Source organism: Cupriavidus pinatubonensis (assembly GCF_019602855.1).
Classification (GTDB): domain Bacteria; phylum Pseudomonadota; class Gammaproteobacteria; order Burkholderiales; family Burkholderiaceae; genus Cupriavidus; species Cupriavidus pinatubonensis.
This window is the reverse complement of record NZ_CP080767.1, coordinates 3,077,244-3,099,080: the sequence shown is the minus strand read 5'-3', so window position 1 is coordinate 3,099,080 and position 21,837 is coordinate 3,077,244. Positions and strand designations below refer to the sequence as shown.

22 protein-coding genes are annotated in these 21,837 nt (G+C 64.0%); 16 read left to right on the top strand and 6 right to left on the bottom strand.

All coding sequences use genetic code 11. The features are described 5' to 3' along the window. Nucleotides 1-177: 177 nt before the first annotated feature. From K2O51_RS27035 to nadC, 3 genes are all read left to right on the top strand, one after another. Nucleotides 178-1,368, top strand: a complete 1,191-nt coding sequence (locus K2O51_RS27035) for a DesA family fatty acid desaturase (protein ID WP_011298884.1) — start codon at nt 178-180, stop codon at nt 1,366-1,368. Between the two features lie 127 nt (nt 1,369-1,495). Then, on the top strand, nt 1,496-2,650 hold the full coding sequence (gene nadA, locus K2O51_RS27030) for a quinolinate synthase NadA (protein WP_140951429.1): 1,155 nt from the start codon (nt 1,496-1,498) through the stop codon (nt 2,648-2,650). Then, a complete protein-coding gene (gene nadC / locus K2O51_RS27025) occupies nt 2,647-3,510 on the top strand; it encodes a carboxylating nicotinate-nucleotide diphosphorylase (protein ID WP_140951431.1) in 864 nt (287 codons plus the stop codon). Before nadA ends, nadC begins: the two co-directional genes overlap by 4 nt. 74 nt (nt 3,511-3,584) lie before the next feature. On the opposite strand, the gene nadB is transcribed toward nadC, so the two are convergent. The 4 genes from nadB to radC form a co-directional block, all read right to left on the bottom strand. Continuing rightward, on the bottom strand, nt 3,585-5,171 hold the full coding sequence (nadB, locus tag K2O51_RS27020; protein WP_011298881.1) for an L-aspartate oxidase: 1,587 nt from the start codon (nt 5,169-5,171) through the stop codon (nt 3,585-3,587). Nucleotides 5,172-5,368: 197 nt separating this feature from the next. Next, complete coding sequence (rpmG, locus tag K2O51_RS27015) at nt 5,369-5,539, bottom strand: 50S ribosomal protein L33 (RefSeq protein ID WP_010814980.1); 171 nt, start codon at nt 5,537-5,539, stop codon at nt 5,369-5,371. A 13-nt stretch (nt 5,540-5,552) separates the two neighbouring features. Further along, nucleotides 5,553-5,786 (bottom strand): 50S ribosomal protein L28, encoded by a 234-nt coding sequence (gene rpmB / locus K2O51_RS27010; RefSeq protein ID WP_006575661.1) that lies wholly within the window; start codon nt 5,784-5,786, stop codon nt 5,553-5,555. A gap of 189 nt (nt 5,787-5,975) precedes the next feature. After that, a complete protein-coding gene (gene radC, locus K2O51_RS27005) occupies nt 5,976-6,662 on the bottom strand; it encodes a RadC family protein (RefSeq protein WP_011298880.1) in 687 nt (228 codons plus the stop codon). Between the two features lie 107 nt (nt 6,663-6,769). Here radC and K2O51_RS27000 point away from each other — a divergent pair, with 107 nt between their 5' ends. The 8 genes from K2O51_RS27000 (at nt 6,770) to K2O51_RS26965 (ending at nt 14,451) form a co-directional block, all read left to right on the top strand. Then, nucleotides 6,770-7,258, top strand: a complete 489-nt coding sequence (locus K2O51_RS27000; protein WP_011298879.1) for an FKBP-type peptidyl-prolyl cis-trans isomerase — start codon at nt 6,770-6,772, stop codon at nt 7,256-7,258. 28 nt (nt 7,259-7,286) lie between these two features. Further along, nucleotides 7,287-8,261: a 4-hydroxy-3-methylbut-2-enyl diphosphate reductase gene (ispH, locus tag K2O51_RS26995; RefSeq protein WP_140951433.1), complete on the top strand. Its 975-nt coding sequence runs from the start codon at nt 7,287-7,289 to the stop codon at nt 8,259-8,261. A gap of 620 nt (nt 8,262-8,881) precedes the next feature. Further along, nucleotides 8,882-10,084, top strand: a complete 1,203-nt coding sequence (locus K2O51_RS26990; RefSeq protein ID WP_011298877.1) for a branched-chain amino acid ABC transporter substrate-binding protein — start codon at nt 8,882-8,884, stop codon at nt 10,082-10,084. A 214-nt stretch (nt 10,085-10,298) separates the two neighbouring features. Continuing rightward, nucleotides 10,299-11,234, top strand: coding sequence for a branched-chain amino acid ABC transporter permease (locus K2O51_RS26985; protein WP_140951437.1), 936 nt, complete (start codon nt 10,299-10,301; stop codon nt 11,232-11,234). A gap of 13 nt (nt 11,235-11,247) precedes the next feature. Next, on the top strand, nt 11,248-12,405 hold the full coding sequence (locus tag K2O51_RS26980) for an ABC transporter permease subunit (protein ID WP_011298875.1): 1,158 nt from the start codon (nt 11,248-11,250) through the stop codon (nt 12,403-12,405). 13 nt (nt 12,406-12,418) lie between these two features. Further along, the gene (locus tag K2O51_RS26975; RefSeq protein WP_011298874.1) at nt 12,419-13,195 is read left to right on the top strand and encodes an ABC transporter ATP-binding protein; all 777 of its coding nucleotides are present in this window, start codon (nt 12,419-12,421) and stop codon (nt 13,193-13,195) included. A gap of 14 nt (nt 13,196-13,209) precedes the next feature. Further along, a complete protein-coding gene (locus K2O51_RS26970; RefSeq protein WP_140951439.1) occupies nt 13,210-13,926 on the top strand; it encodes an ABC transporter ATP-binding protein in 717 nt (238 codons plus the stop codon). Nucleotides 13,927-14,097: 171 nt separating this feature from the next. Further along, nucleotides 14,098-14,451, top strand: coding sequence for an EF-hand domain-containing protein (locus tag K2O51_RS26965; protein WP_011298872.1), 354 nt, complete (start codon nt 14,098-14,100; stop codon nt 14,449-14,451). Between the two features lie 106 nt (nt 14,452-14,557). Here the strand turns inward: K2O51_RS26965 and K2O51_RS26960 are convergent, their stop codons facing one another. Both K2O51_RS26960 and K2O51_RS26955 read right to left on the bottom strand, forming a co-directional pair. Beyond that, nucleotides 14,558-15,745, bottom strand: a complete 1,188-nt coding sequence (locus K2O51_RS26960) for an acetylornithine transaminase (protein ID WP_011298871.1) — start codon at nt 15,743-15,745, stop codon at nt 14,558-14,560. Between the two features lie 293 nt (nt 15,746-16,038). Continuing rightward, the gene (locus K2O51_RS26955) at nt 16,039-17,103 is read right to left on the bottom strand and encodes a CDP-6-deoxy-delta-3,4-glucoseen reductase (protein ID WP_220631014.1); all 1,065 of its coding nucleotides are present in this window, start codon (nt 17,101-17,103) and stop codon (nt 16,039-16,041) included. A 9-nt stretch (nt 17,104-17,112) separates the two neighbouring features. On the opposite strand from K2O51_RS26955, the gene K2O51_RS26950 reads away from it, so the two are divergent. The 5 genes from K2O51_RS26950 (at nt 17,113) to hutC (ending at nt 21,801) form a co-directional block, all read left to right on the top strand. After that, nucleotides 17,113-18,090, top strand: coding sequence for an NAD-dependent epimerase/dehydratase family protein (locus tag K2O51_RS26950; protein WP_011298869.1), 978 nt, complete (start codon nt 17,113-17,115; stop codon nt 18,088-18,090). Nucleotides 18,091-18,401: 311 nt separating this feature from the next. Next, nucleotides 18,402-19,379 (top strand): ABC transporter substrate-binding protein, encoded by a 978-nt coding sequence (locus tag K2O51_RS26945; protein ID WP_220631013.1) that lies wholly within the window; start codon nt 18,402-18,404, stop codon nt 19,377-19,379. A 15-nt stretch (nt 19,380-19,394) separates the two neighbouring features. Beyond that, nucleotides 19,395-20,249 (top strand): ABC transporter permease, encoded by an 855-nt coding sequence (locus K2O51_RS26940; protein ID WP_140951143.1) that lies wholly within the window; start codon nt 19,395-19,397, stop codon nt 20,247-20,249. Further along, the gene (locus tag K2O51_RS26935) at nt 20,249-21,028 is read left to right on the top strand and encodes an ABC transporter ATP-binding protein (protein WP_220631012.1); all 780 of its coding nucleotides are present in this window, start codon (nt 20,249-20,251) and stop codon (nt 21,026-21,028) included. Before K2O51_RS26940 ends, K2O51_RS26935 begins: the two co-directional genes overlap by 1 nt. A 5-nt stretch (nt 21,029-21,033) precedes the next feature. Then, entirely contained in the window at nt 21,034-21,801 is a 768-nt protein-coding gene (gene hutC, locus K2O51_RS26930) for a histidine utilization transcriptional repressor HutC (protein WP_011298865.1), read from the top strand. The last annotated feature ends 36 nt before the right edge of the window (nt 21,802-21,837 follow it).

Here is a 21,837-nt window from a genome sequence, read left to right as displayed (position 1 = left end):
CTGCCAACGCCGGCGCCGGAACTGCGCGCCAGGGGTTCCCGCCAACGGATGGCGGGTCCGTGGCGGACGCCAGACCAAATCGCAATCAGTAGATTTGCAGTCTTTTTTCTGCGCGTTGGGCACGGCGCCGGGGCAGCCGCAAAGGAAAGCCCCTGTTTAACTGACGGAGAACAGAGTTTGTTCGACACTATTCTTGACTGGGCCGCGAATGGCCTTGCCAACTGGTCCTGGTGGGAGATCGTGATCTACACGCTGGTGGTGACGCACATCACCATCGCGGGCGTCACCATCTTCCTGCATCGGTGCATGGCGCACCGCTCGCTGGACTTGCACCCGATTGCCCAGCATTTCTTCCGCTTCTGGCTCTGGCTGACCACGGGCATGGTCACGCGCGAGTGGACCGCGATCCACCGCAAGCACCACGCCAAATGCGAGACCGAGGATGATCCGCACAGCCCGCAGACCCGTGGCATCCGCAAGGTGCTGCTGGAAGGCGCCGAGCTGTACCGCGCCGAGGCCAAGAACAAGGAAACCATCGCCAAGTTCGGCCATGGCTGCCCGAACGACTGGGTCGAGCGCAATGTGTACTCGCGCTTCGGCTGGCAGGGCGTCGGCCTGATGCTGATCATCGACCTGGCGCTGTTCGGCGTGATCGGCATGACCGTCTGGGCCGTGCAGATGCTGTGGATCCCCATCAACGCTGCCGGCGTCATCAACGGCCTGGGCCACTGGTGGGGCTACCGCAACTACGATTGCGAGGATGCATCGACCAATGTCTCGCCGTGGGGCCTGGTCATCGGTGGCGAAGAGCTGCACAACAACCACCACACGTACCCGACTTCGGCGAAGTTTTCGATCAAGTGGTACGAGTTCGATGTGGGTTGGGGTTATATCCGCGCGATGCAAGCCGTAGGCCTCGCCAAGGTGAAGAAGACGCCGCCCAAGGCTCGCCTGGTGGAAGCGCGCCCGGTCGACGAGAACACGCTGGAAGCGATCATCGCCAACCGCTATGACGTAATGGCACGCTACGCCAAGGCCGTGAAGAGCGCGTTCCGCCAAGAGCTGGAACAACTGAAGGAAGGCCGCGTTGCCGAGTACCGCACGTTCAAGCCGGCCAGCAAGTGGTTCCACCGCGAAGAGGCCAAGCTGGCCGCGCCGCAGCGCCAGCAGCTCGCGAGCATCGTCGAGCAGAGCAAGTCGCTGCACACGTTCGTGGAAATGCGACGTGAACTGGCCGCCATCTGGGGCCGTTCGAACCTGACGCGCGAGCAGCTGCTGCAGCAGCTGCAGGCCTGGTGCCATCGTGCCGAGGCTAGTGGTATCCAGGCGCTGCACGATTTTTCGCTGCGCCTGCGCCGCTACGCCTGATACAATTCGGCCGCGCCGTATGGTTACAAAGCCCCGCCCATGGCGGGGCTTTTGTTTTAGATAAACTCCCCCAGGTTCTGGCTGTCCGCATGATGTTGCATGCGTGAGGTCTAGAGGAGTACCGGAGATGACCCCACAATCGATCAAGACCGTCGAGTTCGAAAAGCCGGACCTGACGGATACCGAAAGCCCCGCCGGCGGTAGCTGCGTGGCCCACGCCTGGGCCAAGGTGCCCCCCGTGCTGACGCCGGACGAACGCCAGGCGCTCAAGGCGCGCATCAAGCGGTTGCTGAAGGAACGCAATGCCGTGCTGGTTGCCCACTATTACGTGGACGCCGACCTGCAGGACCTCGCCGAAGAAACCGGCGGCTGCGTCTCCGACTCGCTCGAAATGGCCCGCTTCGGCCGTGACCATGCGGCCCAGACCCTGGTCGTGGCCGGCGTGCGCTTCATGGGCGAAACCGCCAAGATCCTGAGTCCGGAAAAGACCATCCTGATGCCGGACCTGGACGCGACCTGCTCGCTCGACCTCGGCTGCCCCGCCGACGAGTTTGCGGCGTTCTGTGACGCGCATCCGGATCGCACCGTGGTCGTGTATGCGAACACCAGCGCGGCGGTGAAGGCGCGCGCGGACTGGATGGTGACGTCCAGCATTGGCCTGAAGATCGTGCAGCACCTGCATGCGCGCGGCGAGAAGATTCTGTGGGCGCCCGACAAGCACCTCGGCAGCTATATCCAGAAGGAGACCGGCGCCGACATGCTGCTGTGGCAGGGCTCGTGCCTGGTCCATGACGAGTTCAAGGGCATCGAACTCGACCTGCTGCGCCGCGAATTTCCGAAGGCCAAGATTCTCGTGCATCCGGAGTCGCCGGCCAATGTGGTCGAGCAGGCCGATGTGGTGGGCTCCACGTCGCAACTCATCGCGGCCGCGCAGGAACTGGACGCGACCGAGTTCATCGTGGCGACCGACAACGGCATCCTGCACAAGATGCGGATGGCGGCACCGGGCAAGCATTTCATCGAAGCTCCGACGGCGGGCAACAGCGCTACCTGCAAGAGCTGCGCACATTGCCCGTGGATGGCGATGAATGCGCTGTCGAACCTGGCCGAAGTGCTCGAGACCGGCCGCAACGAGATCCATGTGGATCCGGCCACCGGCCGACAGGCGGTGACCTGCATCAATCGCATGCTCGACTTCGCTGCGCAGCAGAAGGCCAATGTCCGGCCGGCGGCTGACCTTGCGAAGGAACAGGCCTTGTTCCAGGGAATCGGTCCGGCATGAGTGTGAATTCGGTGTTCGATAGCTATGGTCCGGCGCTGAAGTCGGCGCTGGAAGCCAACGTCAGCGCGGCGATCGCCGAGGACGTCGGCAGTGGTGATCTGACCGGCCTGCTGGTGCCGGCGGACAAGCAGGCCCACGCGCGCGTGATCGTGCGTGAGCAGGCCGTGTTGTGCGGCCAACCGTGGTTCTCGGCCTGCATGAAGGCGGTGGACGAGCGGCTGACGGTCACGTGGAAGCAGGAAGAGGGTGCCCGCATGGCGCCGGATTCCGTGGTTTGCGAGATCACTGGCCCGGCCCGGGCTCTGCTCACGGCGGAGCGTCCGGCGCTCAATTTCCTGCAACTGCTGTCGGGCGTGGCAACGGCAACGCGACGCTACGCCGACCTGATCGCCGGCACCAATGCGCGCGTGCTTGATACGCGCAAGACGCTGCCGGGCCTGCGGTTGGCCCAGAAGTATGCGGTCCGGATTGGTGGGGGCGAAAACCAGCGCCTCGCGCTTTACGATGGCATCCTGATCAAGGAAAACCATATCGCCGCGGCGGGCAGCATCACGGCTGCGATGCAAGCCGCGCTGGCACTCGGTGCCAACGCCTCGATCCAGATCGAAGTGGAATCGCTGGCCGAGCTGGAAGAGGCGCTGGCCGCTGGCGCGACCTCGATCCTGATCGACAACTTCACCGTGCCGATGATGCATGATGCCGTACGCATCAACGCCGGCCGTGCACTGCTCGAGGTGTCGGGTGGTGTCAATGCCGACACCATTCGCACATTTGCCGAGACCGGCGTGGATCGTATCTCGGTGGGAGCACTGACCAAGGACGTGCGCGCCACCGACTACTCGCTGCGGATCATCGGCTGATCGTCAGCTACGTCAGAACAAAAACGGCCCGCTTTATGTGGGCCGTTTTGCTTTCTGCGTGCAGGGACTTCTCTTTAGCGCTTGCGGGCCGGCTGCATCACGGTAGGAAGAGCCTTCGGCAACGTATCCGGATAGTCCCGGCTGAAATGCAGGCCGCGGCTTTCGTGGCGGGAGTACGCGCTATCGACGATCAGCGAGGCAACTTCGACGAGATTGCGCAGCTCGAGCAGGTCGCGCGTGACGCGGAAGTTCGCGTAGTACTCGGCGATCTCCTCGCGCAGCAGGCGGATACGGTGCTGCGCGCGTTCCAGGCGCTTGCTGGTGCGCACGATGCCGACGTAGTTCCACATCATGCGGCGCAGCTCGTCCCAGTTGTGCGAGACCACAACTTCCTCGTCGGCGTCGGAGACGCGGCTTTCATCCCACGACGGCAGTGCGAGATCCGGCAGGCCGGCCTTGTCCTGGCTTGCGATGTCGGTCGCGGCCGCGCGGCCGATCACAATGCATTCGAGCAGCGAATTCGATGCAAGACGGTTAGCGCCGTGCAGCCCGGTGCATGCCGTCTCGCCCACGGCGTAGAGATTGCCGATGTCGGTTCGGCCCAGGGTGTCGGTCACCACGCCGCCGCAGGTGTAATGCGCAGCCGGTACCACGGGGATCGGTTCGCGCGCGATGTCGATGCCCAGTTCCAGGCAGCGCGCGTGGATCGTGGGGAAATGTTCCTTCAGGAAGGCCTCGGGCTGGTGCGTGATATCGAGATAGACGCAGTCCAGGCCGCGCTTCTTCATTTCGAAGTCGATCGCCCGTGCCACCACGTCACGCGGCGCGAGTTCTGCGCGCTCATCGTGCTCGGGCATGAAGCGGGTGCCGTCCGGCAGCTTGAGCAGGCCGCCTTCGCCGCGCACGGCTTCCGAGATCAGGAAGGACTTGGCGTACGGGTGGTACAGGCAGGTCGGATGAAACTGGATGAATTCCATGTTCGACACGCGGCAACCCGCGCGCCATGCCATGGCAATGCCGTCGCCGGTGGCCGTGTCTGGGTTGGTCGTGTACAGGTACACCTTGCCTGCGCCGCCGGCCGCCAGCACCGTGTGCGTCGCGGTGATGGTACGGACTTCTCCGGTGCTGTCGTCGAGCACGTACAGGCCGTAGCAGCGGTTCCCCGGCAGCCCCAGCTTGCGCGACGTGATCAGGTCGATCGCAAACTGGTCTTCAATAACAGTGATGTTCGGATGCTGGCGGGCCATCTCCGACAGCGTGCTGACCACGGCGTGACCCGTTGCATCCGCGGCATGGATGATGCGGCGCCGGCTATGTCCGCCTTCGCGTGTCAGGTGATAGCCGAGTTCGGCCTGCTCATCTTTGGTGAACGGCACGCCGCGGTCGATCAGCCACTGAATCGCTTCACGTCCATGCTCGACGATGAAGCGCGTTGCCTCTTCATCGCAGAGGCCCGCACCGGCCACGAGCGTGTCCTGCGTATGCTCGTCGTGGCTGTCGCCCGAATCAAGCACGGCGGCAATGCCGCCCTGTGCCCAGTCGCTGGCGCCCTGCGTCATGGCGCGCTTGCTGAGGATGACAACCCGATGGGTGTCGGCCAGTTGCAGCGCGACCGTGAGACCGGCCAGCCCGCTGCCTACGATGGCGACGTCGAAGTTCATGGTGCAGGAGTGGCGCGCGCGGGGGCGCGGCGCTAGAGGGAAAGCTCGAAAGTCTACACCCGGGTGATGCCCTGATGCACCAGAGCTGCAATGCCGCGAGGGTCAAATTGCACGGTGGCTGGCCCCCAAGCCGCGTCAGCGCCACAAAACAAAAAGCCCCGCAGTTGCGGGGCCTTTTGGGTGAAAACCGGGATCAATTACTTGATCTTGGTTTCCTTGTAAGCGACGTGCTTGCGGGCGACGGGATCGAACTTCATGATCTCCATCTTTTCCGGCATGGTGCGCTTGTTCTTGGTCGTGGTGTAGAAGTGACCGGTACCTGCGGTCGATTCCAGCTTGATTTTGTCGCGGCCGCCCTTGCTTGCCATGATGTACTCCTAATTAGACTTCGCCGCGTGCGCGCAGGTCGGCGAGCACGGAGTCGATGCCTTTCTTGTCGATCAGGCGCAGGCCGGCGTTCGAGACGCGCAGGCTCACCCAACGGTTTTCCGATTCAACAAAGAAACGACGATTCTGCAGGTTGGGCAGAAAACGGCGCTTGGTCTTGTTGTTTGCGTGGGAAACGTTGTTGCCGACCATCGGCGCTTTCCCGGTCACTTGACAGACGCGTGCCATGAAGCACTCCTAACTCTTCTATTCGTGGACAATGTTCGCAACAGATCAACAAAAGGCGCGCGGCCCGGACTGCAGCGGATGAGACTTCAGCAAAACGGGCATTATAGACCGGAAAGCATCGGCTAATCAATGCCTTCGCCACTCTGGCGTTGTATACCGGCCGTATACCTCTGCACCGTGCCGCAGGCGTCACGTGGCGGTCTTAAGCTCGCCGTGTTCGGCAAACGAGTGCACATGGGTGCCGGCCACGACGAAATGGTCGAGCAGCCGCACATCGATCAGGTCGAGCGCGCGCGCCAGCATGCGCGTCATCTGCAGGTCGCTCTGGCTCGGCGTGCAACAGCCGGAGGGATGATTATGCGCAACGATGACGCTGGCCGCATTATGCGCCAGCGCCCGGCGCGCCACTTCGCGGGGGTAGACGGCGGTCTGGTTCAGCGTGCCGCGGAACAGCTCCTCGCTGGCGATCATGCGGTTGCGTGTGTCCAAAAACAGGCAGACGAAGACCTCCTGGGCGAGCGGCGCCAGTGTCAGGCGCAGATAGCTGCGTACTGCCGCGGGGGAATCCAGCCCGCTCGGCAGTTCCAGTGACTCGGCGAGCATGCGGCGCGCCAGTTCGGGCACGGCCTGCAGCTGGGTGTACTTGGCTTCGCCCATGCCCCGGATGCCGAGCACGGCGCGCGCGTCGGCCGTGAACAGGCGCGTCAGCGAGCCGAAGCGGACCATCAGGTCGCGCGCAAGCTCCACCGCGCTCTTGCCGGTTGCGCCAACGCGCAGGAACACAGCCAGCAGTTCGGCGTCAGACAACGCGGCGGCGCCGCATTCCTGCAGTTTTTCTCGTGGCCGCTCGCAGGCGGGCCAGTTTGTGATACTCATGTCGCGGGAGTCTCGTGACGGGTGCGTCGGGCCGGGCGAGGGTGGATCGGCAGGGCGTCCGGTGGCCCAGTCGAATACAATACGGGTTGTCGACAGGTTGATCACCCATGAATTTGCAAACATTTGCGTCGGAAGCCGACGGCGGCGCGGCTGACCGCAAGACGGTCCAGGCCGACTCCTTCCTGACCCTCCACTACAGTATCTCTCTCGAAAACGGCACCGAAGTCGTGAGCACGTTCGAGGAGAATCCCGCCACGATGCTGCTTGGCCAGGGGCAGCTCGCCCCGACGCTGGAGCAGGCGCTGCTCGGCATGCCCGAGGGCGAGCGCATGACCTACCGCCTGGCGCCCGAACAGGCCTTCGGCCCGCGCAACCCGGAATTGCTGCAGTGGGTATCGCTCGCCACGCTGCGCGAGAACAGCTCGTTCGAGGAAGACTACAGCCCCGGCGATCTGGTCGAGTTCAACGCACCCGGCGGTGGCAAATATGCGGGCGTCCTCAAGGAGATCGGCGACACTGCGGCGCTGTTCGATTTCAACCATCCGCTGGCCGGGCAGACCATCCTGTTCGACGTGCAGCTGATCGGGATCCTCTGATTGCGCTCACTTGTCCTGACATTGCAGCATGCCTGACCTGACTACCGCACCCGATGCCGAGATCCTGATGGCGCAGCCGCGCGGCTTTTGCGCCGGCGTCGACCGCGCCATCGAGATCGTCGAGCGCGCGCTTACGCGTTTCGGGGCGCCCATCTATGTGCGTCACGAGATTGTCCACAACGCCTATGTCGTCGCCGACCTGCGCCGCAAGGGCGCGGTGTTCGTGCGCGAGCTCGATGAAGTGCCGGCTGGCGCTACTGTCATCTTCAGCGCCCACGGCGTGTCGAAGGACGTTCGCGCCGAAGCTGCCTCACGCGGCCTCAACGTGTTCGACGCGACTTGCCCGCTCGTGACCAAGGTCCATGTCGAAGTCGGCAAGATGCGCGCGGAGGGCTGCGAGATCGTGATGATCGGCCACCGCGGGCACCCGGAAGTCGAAGGCACCATGGGCCAGGCCGAAGGCGGCATGCTGCTGGTGGAGTCGGTGGCGGATGTCGCAGGGCTGGTGGTTGCCGATCCCGCGCGCCTGGCGTACGTGACGCAGACCACGCTGTCGGTCGATGAAACCCTCGAGATCGTGGCCGCGCTCAAGGCCCGTTTCCCGCTGATCCGCGAGCCAAAGAAACAGGACATCTGCTACGCCACGCAGAACCGCCAGGATGCCGTTAAGTTCATGGCGCCCCAGGTCGATGTGGTGATCGTGGTGGGCAGCCCCAACAGTTCGAACTCGAACCGGTTGCGCGAACTGGCCGCACGACTGGGCGTGCCCGCCTATATGGTGGATGCACCCGAGCAGGTGCACCCGGAATGGGTGGCGGGCAAGCGGCGCATCGGCCTGACCGCCGGCGCATCGGCGCCCGAGGAACTGGCCCAGTCCATCGTTGCACGACTGCGCGAGCTCGGTGCCGGCCACGTGCGTGCCCTTGCCGGCATCGAAGAAAACATGGCGTTCCCGCTACCGCGCGGCCTCCAGGCCGCTGCCACGGTCGGCGTCACGGCCTGACCTGCTGACCTGTCTTGCCGGCGCCGCGTTCTGCGGCGCCTCTCTCCTGCCTTTTCGTCAGACTGCTTTCGCGCGATGCGTGCGTGATCGCGCGCGCATTTTCATTCCATTTCGCTGAATGCTTTTACCGTCACAACGATAATCCACCATTCCTAGGTCGTTATGCTCCGATAAGGTGCATCGATTACGTACCTGTCAATGCAAGCAGACAAATCAGGGTAATCCCCGTGACTGGGGTTTTCCCTATTATGGTGCGGCGCTACATTCTGCACATTAGAGATCGGTGCAGGATTTATGGAATGAACGCCTAATTAATACAGATGGATTATACGTGGCACCGGGCGTGCAAATTGCGATGGGAGAGAGCTACCGGGCACGATTCTTGTAAGCGGTGGTGCGGCCCCCGTCAGGTGAGCGGGAATTGCCCCAATCTGTGCATTGGGGAAATTCCCTAGCTCATTTGGCGGGTAATTCGCTCAGGTTGTTGCGTCGCGTATTGCATCGCCGAAGAAAGGGGATACAATGCGCGCGTTTCAAATTGAAACTAAACAAAGGCGGTATGGGGACGCGCCCGGGAGGCGTTGCAAAATCCCCATTTTGTGAATCCTAGGAGATCACTCATGCAAATCACGTTTGCCAAGATTCTGCCGATCGCGGCCGCAGTGGCGCTCGTTACAGCTTGCGGCAAGAAAGAAGAAAAGCCGGCTGAACCGTCGGCATCGGCTCCGGCAGCGGCTGCTCCGGCCGCAGGCGGCGGTGAAGTCGTCGTCAAGATCGGCCACGCGGCTCCGCTGACCGGCGGTATCGCCCACCTTGGCAAGGACAACGAAAACGGCGCCCGCCTGGCCGTGGAAGAAGTCAACAAGAACGGTCTGGAGATCGGCGGCAAGAAGGTCAAGCTGGAACTGATCGGCGAAGACGACGCCGCGGATCCGAAGACCGGCACCGCCGTTGCCCAGAAGCTGGTCGACCAGAAGGTCGTGGCCGTGGTCGGCCACCTGAACTCGGGCGTGTCGATCCCGGCCTCGAAGATCTACAGCGATGCCGGCATTGTCCAGATCTCGCCGTCGTCGACCAACCCGGACTACACCAAGCAAGGCTTCAAGACGACCTACCGCGTGGTCGCCACCGATGCCCAGCAAGGTCCGGCACTGGCCAACTACGCCGCCAAGACCCTGCATGCCAAGAGCGTGGCGATCGTCGACGACGCTACCGCCTACGGCAAGGGCCTGGCCGACGAGTTCGAGAAGACCGCGAAGGCGGCCGGCGTGAACGTGGTGGCGCGTGAAGCCACCAACGACAAGGCCACCGACTTCAAGGCCATTCTGACCAAGATCAAGGGCAAGAAGCCGGACGTCATCATGTACGGCGGCATGGACGCCACCGGCGGCCCGTTCGCCAAGCAGGCCAAGGAACTGGGCATCTCGTCCAAGATCGTTGGCGGCGACGGCGTCTGTACCGACAAGGTGGCCGAGCTGGCCGGCGATGCCGTGCAGAACATCATCTGCTCCGAGGCAGGCCTGGCCCTGTCGAAGATGGAGAACGGCGCCGACTTCGAGAAGCGCTACCAGGCTCGTTTCAACGCGCCGGTGCAGATCTATGCACCGTTCACGTATGACGCCGTGATGGTCATCGTCGACGCCATGAAGCGCGCCAACTCGACCGATCCGGCAGCCATCCTGGCCGAAATGCCCAAGACCAACTACAAGGGCGTGATCGGCAACATCGCCTTCGACGAGAAGGGCGACATGAAGGAAGGCACCATCACGCTGTACGAGTACAAGGACAAGAAGAAGTCCGTTCTCGACGTCGTGAAGATGTAATTCGGGCTTACCGGCCCATCCGAACGGCACCGTGAGTATTTTGCGGTGCCGTTCTTTTTAGCCTCGCCTAATGTAGAAGCATCCTTACCATGGATGGAGCAGGGCAGGCCGCTTACCAGCAAACCCACCACCGCAACATACTACCCATCCCACACCATGGTCCCCCCGGCATCCACACCATGCCGCAGGAACCGGGACTGAAGCAGGAGTTTTCATGGATATCTTTATCCAACAGATCGTGAACGGTCTGGTGCTCGGCAGCATCTATGCGCTGATCGCACTGGGCTACACCATGGTCTACGGCATTCTGGGCATCATCAACTTCGCCCACGGCGACGTCCTGATGATTGGCGCGCTGACCGCTTTGTCAGCGATTCTTGGGCTGCAGAAATTCGCGCCCGGCCTGCCCGAGTGGCTGACGCTGGTGATTGCCACGCTGATCGCCATGCCGGTTTGTGCAGTGCTTGCCTATTCCATCGAGCGGATCGCCTACCGGCCGCTGCGCAATGCGCCGCGCCTGGCCCCGCTGATCACCGCCATCGGCGTTTCCATCATCCTGCAGACCGCGGGCATGCTGATCTGGTCGCGCAACCCGCTGACCTTCCCGCAACTGCTGCCTTCCGAGCCGATCGATATCGGATCCACGGGCGCCACCATTACCGGCAAGGAAATGGTCATCATTGGCCTGGCCGTGATGGTCATGGCTGGCCTGCTGGCCCTGGTCAACCGCACCAAGCTGGGCCGCGCGATGCGCGCCACCGCCGAAAACCAGAAGGTGGCCGGCCTGATGGGCGTGAACCCGAACTTCGTCATCTCCGCCACCTTCATGATCGGCGCCGCGCTCGCCGCACTGGCCGGCGTGATGATGGCGACCAACTACGGCAACGCCCACTTCTACATGGGCTTCATCCCGGGCCTGAAGGCGTTCACCGCCGCGGTGCTGGGCGGCATCGGCAACCTGGCCGGCGCCATGGTCGGCGGGATGCTGCTGGGCCTGATCGAAGCACTGGGCGCCGGCTACATCGGCGACCTGACCAATGGCGTGTTCGGTTCGAACTACCAGGACGTCTTTGCGTTCATTGTGCTGATTACCGTACTTGTATTCCGTCCGTCCGGCATCATGGGCGAACGCGTGGCTGACCGTGCCTGAGGGGAGAGAATCCATGAATACTCCGATTCCATCCGCGGCCGCCGTCGCTGCGCCGTCCCGAGTTCCGGCGAAGACCCTGGCCGCGCTGCTGGGCTTCCTGGTGATCGCGCTGTGCGCCCCGTTCTTCGTCCAGACGCTGGGCGGCAACTACTGGGTGCGCGTGCTCGATTTCGCGCTGCTGTACATCATGCTGGCGCTGGGCCTGAACATCGTGGTGGGCTTTGCCGGCCTGCTTGACCTCGGCTATATCGCGTTCTACGCGGTGGGTGCCTACATGATGGCGCTGCTCGGCTCGCCCCACCTGGCCAACCAGTTCGAGTGGATCCATCAACTGTTCCCCCACGGGCTGCACTTGTCGATGTGGTGGGTGTTGCCGCTTGCGGTGCTGGTGGCGGCCACGTTCGGCGTGCTGCTTGGCGCGCCAACGCTGAAGCTGCGCGGTGACTACCTCGCCATCGTGACGCTTGGCTTCGGCGAGATCATCCGCATCTTCATGAACAACCTGGACCGCCCGCTGAACATCACCAACGGGCCGAAGGGCATCACGGCGGTGGACCCGGTCCACATCTTCGGCTTCGACTTCTCGAAGACGCACGAGATTTTCGGGCTGAAATTCTCGCCGGTGTTCATGTACTACTACCTGCTCGTGTTCCTGGTCATCGTGATCGTGTTTGTGTGCCTGCGCCTGCAGAACTCGCGCATCGGCCGTGCGTTCGTGGCGATCCGCGAAGACGAGATCGCCGCCAAGGCGATGGGCATCAACACCCGCAACATCAAGCTGCTGGCCTTCGCCATGGGCGCATCGTTCGGCGGCGCCTCGGGCGCGGTGTTCGGTGCGTTCCAGGGCTTCGTGTCGCCGGAATCGTTCACGCTGTGGGAGTCGATCTACATCCTGGCCATCGTGGTGCTGGGCGGCATGGGCCATATCCCGGGCGTGATCCTGGGCGGCATCCTGCTGGTCGGCTTCCAGGAGTTGCTGCGCGTGGTCGCCGAGCCGATCCAGACCGGTATCTTCGGTCACGTGATCGTTGACGCCGAAGTCCTGCGCCAGTTGCTGTTCGGCCTGGCCCTGGTTGGTGTGATGCTTTACCGCCCGGCAGGTATCTGGCCGTCGCCGCGCAAGGAAGACCGCCCGGTGGTGCGCCGTGCGGGCAGTGTGGGCCGTTTCTGACCAGGAGGACAACATGAGCAACAACGATTTCCTCCTGTCGGTACAGGGGGTCAACAAGCGATTCGGCGGCCTGCAGGCGCTGTCCGATGTGGGCCTGCAGATCAAGGCCGGTGAAATCTATGGCCTGATCGGCCCGAACGGTGCCGGCAAGACCACGTTCTTCAACGTGATTACAGGCCTGTACACGCCCGATTCCGGCGAGTTCAGGCTGGGCGGCAAGCCCTACCAGCCGACGGCCGTGCATGAGGTGGCCAAGACCGGGATCGCCCGTACGTTCCAGAACATTCGCCTGTTTGGCGACATGACGGCGCTGGAGAACGTCATGGTGGGCCGTCACGTCCGTACCAAGGCCGGCCTGTTCGGCGCTATCTTCCGTCCGCCCGGCGTGCGCCGTGAGGAAGAAGGCATCGAGGACATGGCCCACGACCTGCTCGAGTACGTTGGCATCAGCAAATACGCCAACTTCACCTCGCGCAATCTTTCCTACGGCCACCAGCGCCGTCTGGAAATTGCCCGCGCGCTGGCGACCGAGCCCAAGCTGCTGGCGCTGGACGAGCCGGCAGCTGGCATGAACGCGACCGAAAAGGTCGAGTTGCGCGGCCTGCTCGAAAAGATCAAGAACGATGGCAAGACCATCCTGCTGATCGAGCACGACGTGAAGCTCGTGATGGGCCTGTGCAACCGCCTGACCGTGCTCGACTACGGCAAGGTGATCGCGCAAGGGCTGCCGCAGGAAGTACAGAGCAACCCGGCGGTGATCGAGGCTTACCTGGGTGCTTCGGCGCACTGAGGCGGAGGACAGCAATGAAACAGACAGTACTGAAGATCTCCGGCCTCAAGGTTGCCTATGGCGGCATCCAGGCCGTCAAGGGCGTTGACCTCGAAATCAAGGACGGCGAACTCGTGACGCTGATCGGAGCCAATGGCGCCGGCAAGACCACGACCATGAAGGCCATCACCGGACTGCAAAGCTGGTCCGGCGGCGACGTGGAGTACATGGGCAAGTCCATCAAGGGCGTGCCCAGCTACGCGCTGCTCAAGCAGGGCCTGGCGATGGTGCCGGAAGGCCGCGGCGTGTTCGCGCGCATGACCATCACCGAAAACCTGCAGATGGGCGCCTACACTCGCAATGACGAGAGCACCATCAAGGACGATATCGACCGCATGTTCCAGACGTTCCCGCGCCTCAAGGAGCGTGCGAACCAGCTGGCCGGCACGATGTCGGGCGGTGAACAGCAGATGCTGGCCATGGCGCGCGCGCTGATGAGCCAGCCCAAGCTGCTGTTGCTGGACGAGCCGTCGATGGGTCTCTCGCCGATCATGGTCGAGAAGATCTTCGAGGTGGTGCGCAACGTGTCCGCACAAGGCGTGCCCGTGCTGCTGGTGGAGCAGAACGCGCGCCTGGCGCTGCAGGCCGCGCACCGCGGCTACGTGATGGAGTCAGGCCTGATCACGATGAACGGTGAGGCGAAGCAGATGCTGGACGATCCGAAGGTCCGCGCCGCCTACCTGGGCGAGTAAGGCTTGTCGTCAGTCAAGAAGCACTGGACTGGCAGACCCACCGATGCATAAATGTGTTGGTAGGCGGGCCACCAGTGCCTAGAATTCCCTGTGAGCTTTGGCTCACAGGGATTTTTTTTGCCGGTATTTCGCAAGAAGGCCCTTCTCGACAAAATCCTAGAGGAGATGGAAATGATCGTGCGTAAATTGCCTGCAGTATGCCTGGCAGCCGTGATGGCGCTGGCTTGTACGGCCGCGAGTGCCCAGCAGGCGAGTGCTCCGGGGGCGGACAGCCAGGTTCCGACGGCACCCCCGACCACCGCTGAAGCCAAGGCGCTTATATCCGACCGCTTCAAGGCGGCCGATGCCAACCACGACGGCAAGCTCAGCCGTGACGAAGCGAAAGCGGGGATGCCACAGGTCTACAAGAACTTCAGCAAGATCGATTCGCTGAAGCGCGGCTATGTCACCCAACGCCAGATCGGCGCGTATTGGGAAGCGAAGACCAAGGAACAGATGCAGAAGGAAAATCCCATCTGGAATTGACCATCCGGGCGCGGTGACCTGTGCTGGGGGACGGGGCGCGGGGTGCCCCGTCCCGCCTCCCCGATGGCAGGCAGAGGGCCCGTTCAGGGCCCGTTTCGTCTGACGATCAGGCCAGCTTCTTCAGCAGCGTACGCAGCATCCCGATCATCTGGTCGATCTCTTCACGCGTCACGTTCAGTGCCGGCATGAAGCGCAGCAGGTTGGCGCGCGGCGCATTCAGCAGCAGGCCGTCGGGTCCCATGTCGCGCGCTTCCTCGACCAGCTGCGGGCCGATGTCCTTGCCGAGTTGCAGGGCACGCAGCAGGCCTTCTCCGCGCTCGCCGGCCAGGCCAAATTCGCTGCACAGGGCCAGCAGCTGTTCCTTCAGGTACTCGCCCTTGGCTTTCACATCGTCCAGGAACCCCGGTGCGGTCAGTTGCTCGATGACGGCGCTGCCGACCGCGGTCATCAGCGGGTTGCCATTGTAGGTGCCGCCCTGGTCGCCGGCCTCGAAGCTCGCGACTTCAGCCTTGCACAGCAGCGCCGACAGCGGCACGCCACCGCCGATGCCCTTGCCCAGCGTCATGATGTCCGGCTCCACGCCCGACAGCTCGTACGCGAACAGCGTGCCGCAGCGGCCGCAACCGGTCTGCACTTCATCGACGATCAGCAGCAGCTTGTGCTTGTCGGCCAGCGCGCGCAGGCCCTGCATGAACTCGCGCGTGGCGGGAAGCACGCCGCCTTCGCCCTGCACCGGCTCGAGCATGATGCCGACGGTCTTGTCGGTGATCAGCTTTTCCACCGAGGCCAGGTCGTTCAGGTCGGCCTTTGGGAAGCCGGGCACCTGCGGCGCGAAGATGGTGTCCCAGCCAGCCTTGCCCGACGCGCTCATGGTGGCGAGCGTGCGGCCATGGAAACTGTGGTCCATGGTGATGATCTCGAACGCGCCGTTCTTGTGCTTGCGGCCCCATTTGCGCGCGAGCTTGATTGCGCCTTCGTTGGCTTCGGCGCCGCTGTTGGCGAAGAAGACCTTGTCGAAGCAGCTGTTGTCGGTGAGCTGCTTGGCCAGCTTGATCATCGGCGCGTTGTAGAAAGCCGGGCTCGGGTTGATCAGCTTGCCGGCCTGCGCGACCACGGCGTCGACCATGCCCTGGTTGGAGTGGCCGAGGCAGTTCACTGCCCAGCCTTGCACGAAGTCCAGGTATCGCTTGCCGTTATGGTCCGTCAGCCAGGAGCCCTTGCCCTCGGTGAACACGAGTTCGGGCCGGTTGGTGATGTACATCAGGGATTGAACGGGATACTCAGCAAATGCCATGGCGGACTCCAGGGGTCGGCTTTGAATGATGGACGGAGGGGCGGAAGGGCCGGAACAAAAACAAAAAGCCACGGGGGTTGCCCGTGGCTCGTTGACATGAACAGACGCTGTCGACGGTCAGCCGCGCGGCACCCCAGCGGGGAGCGACGTACGGAAGCTGCGGCGTCGGTTGAAGGTCATGTGCATGCGCACAAATATAAGGCGCATGCGCCCGGGTGTCAAAACGAATTTTGGCAGTCCCGGGCATCGTTGTACGGGGAGAGCGGCTTCGGGAACGGCTGGCGGCGCGCGCCTCAGGCCGCCGGCGCCGAGCCCGCCGGGTGCATGTCGGCCTCGGACGTGAACGAGTCGGCGAAGAACGCATCCTCATGCAGCTTGCACTGCTTCGTGAAATCGCCACGCGCCGCGTTGATCATGACCGGCGCGCCGCAGGCATAGACTTCGTGGCCCGACAGGTCGGGATGATCGGCGATCACGGCCTGATGGACAAAGCCGGTGCGGCCGCTCCAGTTGTCTTCCGGCAGCGCTTCGGAAATGACTGGCACGTACTTGAAGTTCGGCAGGTCGCGCGCCCATTGCTCGCATAGCGCGTGCATGTACAGGTCCTTCGGCCGGCGGCCGCCCCAGTACAGCGTCATCGGGCGCGTGATGCCGGTGTAGGCAGCGTGCTCGACGATCGCCTTGATCGGCGCGAAACCCGTGCCGGAGGCCAGCAGGATCATCGGCGCGGTGGATTCCTCGAGCAGGAAGAAGCTGCCCAGCGGGCCTTCGAAGCGCAGGATGTCGCGTTCCTTCATGGCGGGGGCGCCTTCCTTGGCGCCGAACACGTAGTCGGTGAACGCGCCGCCCGGCATGTGGCGGATATGCAGTTCGATCGGGCCGTCTTCATGCGGCGGCGTGGCGATCGAGTAGCTGCGGCGCTTGCCGTCGCGCAGCAGGAATTCCACGTACTGGCCGGCCAGGTACTGCATGCGCTCGGTGGCGGGGAGTTGCAGCTTGATGGCGATCACGTCGTCGGCCAGGCGTTCCAGCGAGGTGACGCGACACGGCACCTTCTTGATCGGGATGTCGCCGGCGCCGTGCACCTCGCGGCATTCGATGGTGATGTCCGAGCTGGCATTCGCGCAGCAGAACAGCGCGCGGCCTTCGGTTTTTTCCTGCGCGGTCAACGCGGCCGGGGCATGGTCGCCCTGTACGATCGAGCCTTCCAGAACGCGGCCCTTGCACGAGCCGCATGCACCGTTCTTGCAGCCGTAGGGCAGGCCGATGCTGTGGCGCAGGGCGGCGCCCAGGATGGTTTCATCGTCAGCCACTTCAAACTTGTGGCCGCTGGGCATTACGGTGACTTGATAAGCCATAATCGATCTATGAGCCAAATTCTTACGAAACTGCAGCCAGTGCGCCGTCCGCGCCCAGCTATTCGTCTGGGCCGCCCGCGCCTGTTGATCGTGGGGTGCGGGGATGTGGGGACGCGCTGCCTGCGAATCCTCTCGGCGCGCATGCGTATATTTGCCGTGACGTCGCAGCCGGAGCGCCGGGCGGAACTGCGTGCGGCCGGTGCGGTGCCGCTCGTCGCGAATCTCGACCGACCAGCCACGCTTGCGCGCCTGCGCGGGCTGGCCAGCCGCGTGCTGGACCTGGCTCCGCCGCCCGGAACGGGCGAGGGCGATCCGCGCACACGCGCCTTGCTAGCCACCCTGCGCCGCACCGCATGGCGCCGCAGCCGGGTGCATGCCGGCGAGCCCGTCATTCTACCCGACCGGCAAGGCACCCGCCCGGCCTTTGTCTATGCCAGCACTTCGGGCGTCTACGGCGACCGGGCTGGCGCGCGCGTGGCGGAATTCGCGCGCGTGCGCCCGGAAACGGCCCGCGCGCGTCGCCGCGTTGCGGCCGAACAGGCAGTGCGCAAGTTCGGCCGTAGTGGCGGCTGGCGCACCAGCATCGTGCGCATCCCCGGCATCTACGCCGAAGACCGCCTGCCGGTGGCGCGGCTCAAGCGCGGCACCCCGGCCCTCGCGCCCCAGGACGACGTCTACACCAGCCACATTCACGCCGACGATCTTGCGCGCACCATGATCGCCGCGCTGTTCCGCGGCCGGGCCCAGCGCATCGTCCACGCCAGCGACGACACCGAACTGCGCATGGCCGATTACTTCGACCTCGTGGCGGATCGCCGTGGCCTGCCGCGGCCGCCACGGATCACGCGCCAACAAGCGCGGGAAGTGATCGACCCCACGCTGCTCAGCTTCATGAGCGAATCGCGCCGCCTCGACAACCGGCGCCTTAAACGCGAGCTGCGCCTGCGGCTGCGCTATCCGACCGTCGCTTCCTTCTTTGACGCCTGATCCGGGCGAGCGTTGCGCCGTGCCGTTTCAGGCACGGCGCTTGCGTCCCCCACGCCGCGTCGACTCCTGTCTATACAGCAACCGGTATTCCGCACCAATGCGAGGCAAGCTGTCCCCGCACTGGTAGCCGTTCGACTGTGCACTTTGCTGCGCGTTTGGGGAAAAAGCGCCTGCTATCGCACTCATGGCGCTTCATTGCCCCGGGCAACTACTACGTTGACTTGTATATACAGGATTGTAAAATCTCCGGAACCGAGCACTGCCACCATGCATGGCGCTGCCGCTGACGGACAAACCAAAGGAGCTTACCGATGAGGATTCAGAGCCGGATTGCAGGTCAGGCCGCCATGCGCATGGCCCGCGCGTCGCTGCTGGCAGCGGTTGCCATGGTCGGGGCTGCTCATGCCCAGACGACGCAGGTCACGCTCGGCATGAGCGGCTGGACCGGCTTCGCGCCGCTGACACTGGCCGACAAGGCAGGAATCTTCAAGAAGCACGGCGTCGATGTGGACATCAAGATGATCCCGCAGAAGGACCGCCACCTGGCGCTGGCCTCGGGCGCGATCCAGTGCGCGGCGACCACCGTGGAAACGCATGTCGCCTGGAACGCCAACGGCGTGCCGATCACGCAGATCGTGCAGCTCGACAAGTCCTATGGCGCCGACGGCCTGGCCGTGCGCGCCGACGTGAAGAGCTTTGCCGACCTGAAGGGTAAGACCATCGGCGTCGATGCGCCGGGTACCGCGCCTTACTTCGGCCTGGCCTGGATGCTCAAGAAGAACGGCATGACGCTCAAGGACGTGAAGACCACGACGCTGTCGCCGCAGGCGGCAGCGCAGGCGTTCGTGGCTGGCCAGAACGACGGCGCCATGACGTACGAGCCGTACCTGTCGACCGTTCGCCAGAACCCGGACAAGGGCAAGATCCTGGCCACCACGCTCGACTACCCGATGGTGACCGACACGCTCGGCTGCGCGCCCAAATGGCTCAAGGACAATCCCAAGGCCGCGCAGGCGCTGGTTGACAGCTACTTCGAAGCGATTGAGATGATCCGAAAGGAGCCCGAGAAGTCGAACGAAATCATGGGCGCGGCGGTCAAGCAAACCGGCGAGCAGTTCGCCAAGTCGTCGGCCTACCTGCGCTGGCAGGATCGCGAGGCCAATCGCAAGTTCTTCTCGGGCGAGCTGGCCAGCTTCAGCAAGGAAGCCGCCGGCGTGCTGCTCGACATTGGCGTGATCCGCCAGGTGCCCGACGTGACCACGCTCTACGACGCGCGTTTCCTCAAGTAAGCAGGGGCTGATGTCATGGCGCAAGTTCAAGTGAGTTCCGCAGCGCCGGTGGCGATGGCTGCCAAGGCGGCACCGGCACGTCGCCGCCATCCTTGGCTGTCGCCGCTGGTGCCGGTGTCGCCGCATGCGCGCTGGGTGCTGGGCCTGTCCTTCTTCGTGCTGTTCTTCGCGGTGTGGGCTGTGGTGACGCTGGGCGGCTTCGTGCCGCGTACGTTCCTGGCCGATCCGGCGACCATGGCGCGCGAAGGGCTGACGCTGTTCACGCAGTACAACTTCATCGGCGACATCGGCATGACCGTGTGGCGCGTGCTTGGCGGGTTCGTGCTGGCGGCGGTGCTCGCGGTGCCGCTCGGCATCCTGATGGGCGCGTACAAGGCGGCCGAGGCGTTCTTCGAGCCGTTCGTCTCGTTCTGCCGCTACCTGCCCGCCTCGGCCTTCATCCCGCTGCTGATCCTGTGGGCCGGCATTGGCGAGACGCAGAAGCTGCTGGTGATCTTCATCGGCTCGTTCTTCCAGATCGTACTGATGGTGGCGGTGGCCGTCGGCGGTGCGCGCAAGGATCTCGTGGAAGCCGCCTATACGCTCGGCGCCAACAGCCGCGGCATCGTCAAGCGCGTGCTGATTCCAGGCGCTGCGCCCGAGATCGCGGAGATCCTGCGGCTCGTGCTCGGCTGGGCCTGGACCTACGTGATCGTCGCCGAGCTGATCGGCTCGTCGTCGGGCATCGGCCACATGATCACCGACAGCCAGGCGTTGCTGAACACCGGGCAGATCATCTTCGGCATCATCGTCATCGGCTGCATCGGGCTGGTGTCGGACCTCGTCTTCAAGCAGGCCAACCAGCACCTGTTCCCGTGGAGTTCGATCTGATGAGCGCACTGTCCATCCAGCAGGTCTCGCGCACCTTCACCAATCCGCGCGGCGGCCAGACGCAGGCGCTGCTGCCGGTCGATTTCGAAGTGCGTGACAACGACTTTGTCACCATCCTGGGCCCGTCGGGATGCGGTAAATCCACGCTGCTGCGCATCGTCGCCGGCCTCGACACGCCAACCGGCGGCACCGTGCTGCTCGACGGCCAGCCGGTGTCCGGCCCGGGCGCCGACCGCGGCATGGTGTTCCAGTCCTACACGCTGTTCCCGTGGCTCACGATCGCGCAGAACGTTCGGTTCGGCCTGCGCGAGCGTGGCATGAGCGAGGCCGAGCAACGCGAGCGCAGCGACTTCTTCATCCAGCGCGTGGGCTTGCGCGGCTTCGAACACCACTACCCCAGGCAGCTCTCGGGCGGCATGCAGCAGCGCACCGCGATTGCGCGCGCGCTGGCCAATGACCCGAAGATCCTGCTGCTCGACGAGCCGTTCGGCGCGCTCGACAACCAGACCCGCGTGCTGATGCAGGAATTGCTGCTCGGCATCTGGGAGGCGTCGCGCAAGACGGTATTATTCGTGACCCACGATATCGACGAGGCCATTTTCATGGCCAACCGGGTGGCGGTGTTTTCCGCCAGGCCGGGTCGGATCAAGAGCGAGATCGCGGTCGATTTTCCGCATCCGCGCCATTACACGATCAAGACGTCGCCGGAGTTCTCCGCGCTCAAGGCGCGGCTGACCGAGGAGATCCGCGCCGAGGCCATGGCCGCGGCCGAGCACTGAACGCCATGAACCACGCCGTCGGCCAGGGGCCTGCCACTTCCGCTACGAACTCTCCCACCGCCCTCTACCAGCAGGTGAAGGAGTACATCGCCCGCCAGATCCAGAGCGGTGCGTGGCAGCCGGGCGACCGCGTGCCGTCAGAGCAGGAACTGGTGACCCGCTTCGGTGTGTCGCGCATGACCGTCAACCGCGCACTGCGCGAGCTGTCCGAGCAGGGCAGGGTGGTGCGCGTGGCCGGCGTGGGTACCTTCGTGGCGGAGCACAAGCCGCAGTCCACGCTGCTTAGCGTGGTCAACCTGCAGGACGAAATCCGCATGCGCGGCCATGACTATGCCTGCGACGTGATCCTGGTGGAGCGCGTGGCCGCGTCGATCGAAGTGGCCGCGGCGCTGGAGTTGCGCACGGGCGAGTCGGTCTTCCACTCCGTCTGCGTGCACCGCGAGGACGGCGTGCCCGTGCAGCTCGAAGACCGCTATGTCAATCCGCGCGTGGCACCGGATTTCATTACGCAGGACTTCAGCGGCATCAAGCCCGGCGAGTACCTGCTGCGCAATGTGCCCTACGATCAGGTCGAGCACGTGGTCGACGCCATCTCCGCCACGCCCGAGCAGGCCGCGCAACTCGAAATGCCGCCGACGCAACCTTGCCTGATGCTGACACGCCGCACGTGGACCAATGGCGTGCCCGTGACCTTCGTGCGTTGCCTGCACCCCGGCAACCGCTACCGCCTCGGGAGCCGCTTCCGCGCCGACGGCAATCCCGCCTTCGGCTGATTTCCGACAGAAGTCAGCCATCTCACCCAAATTTTG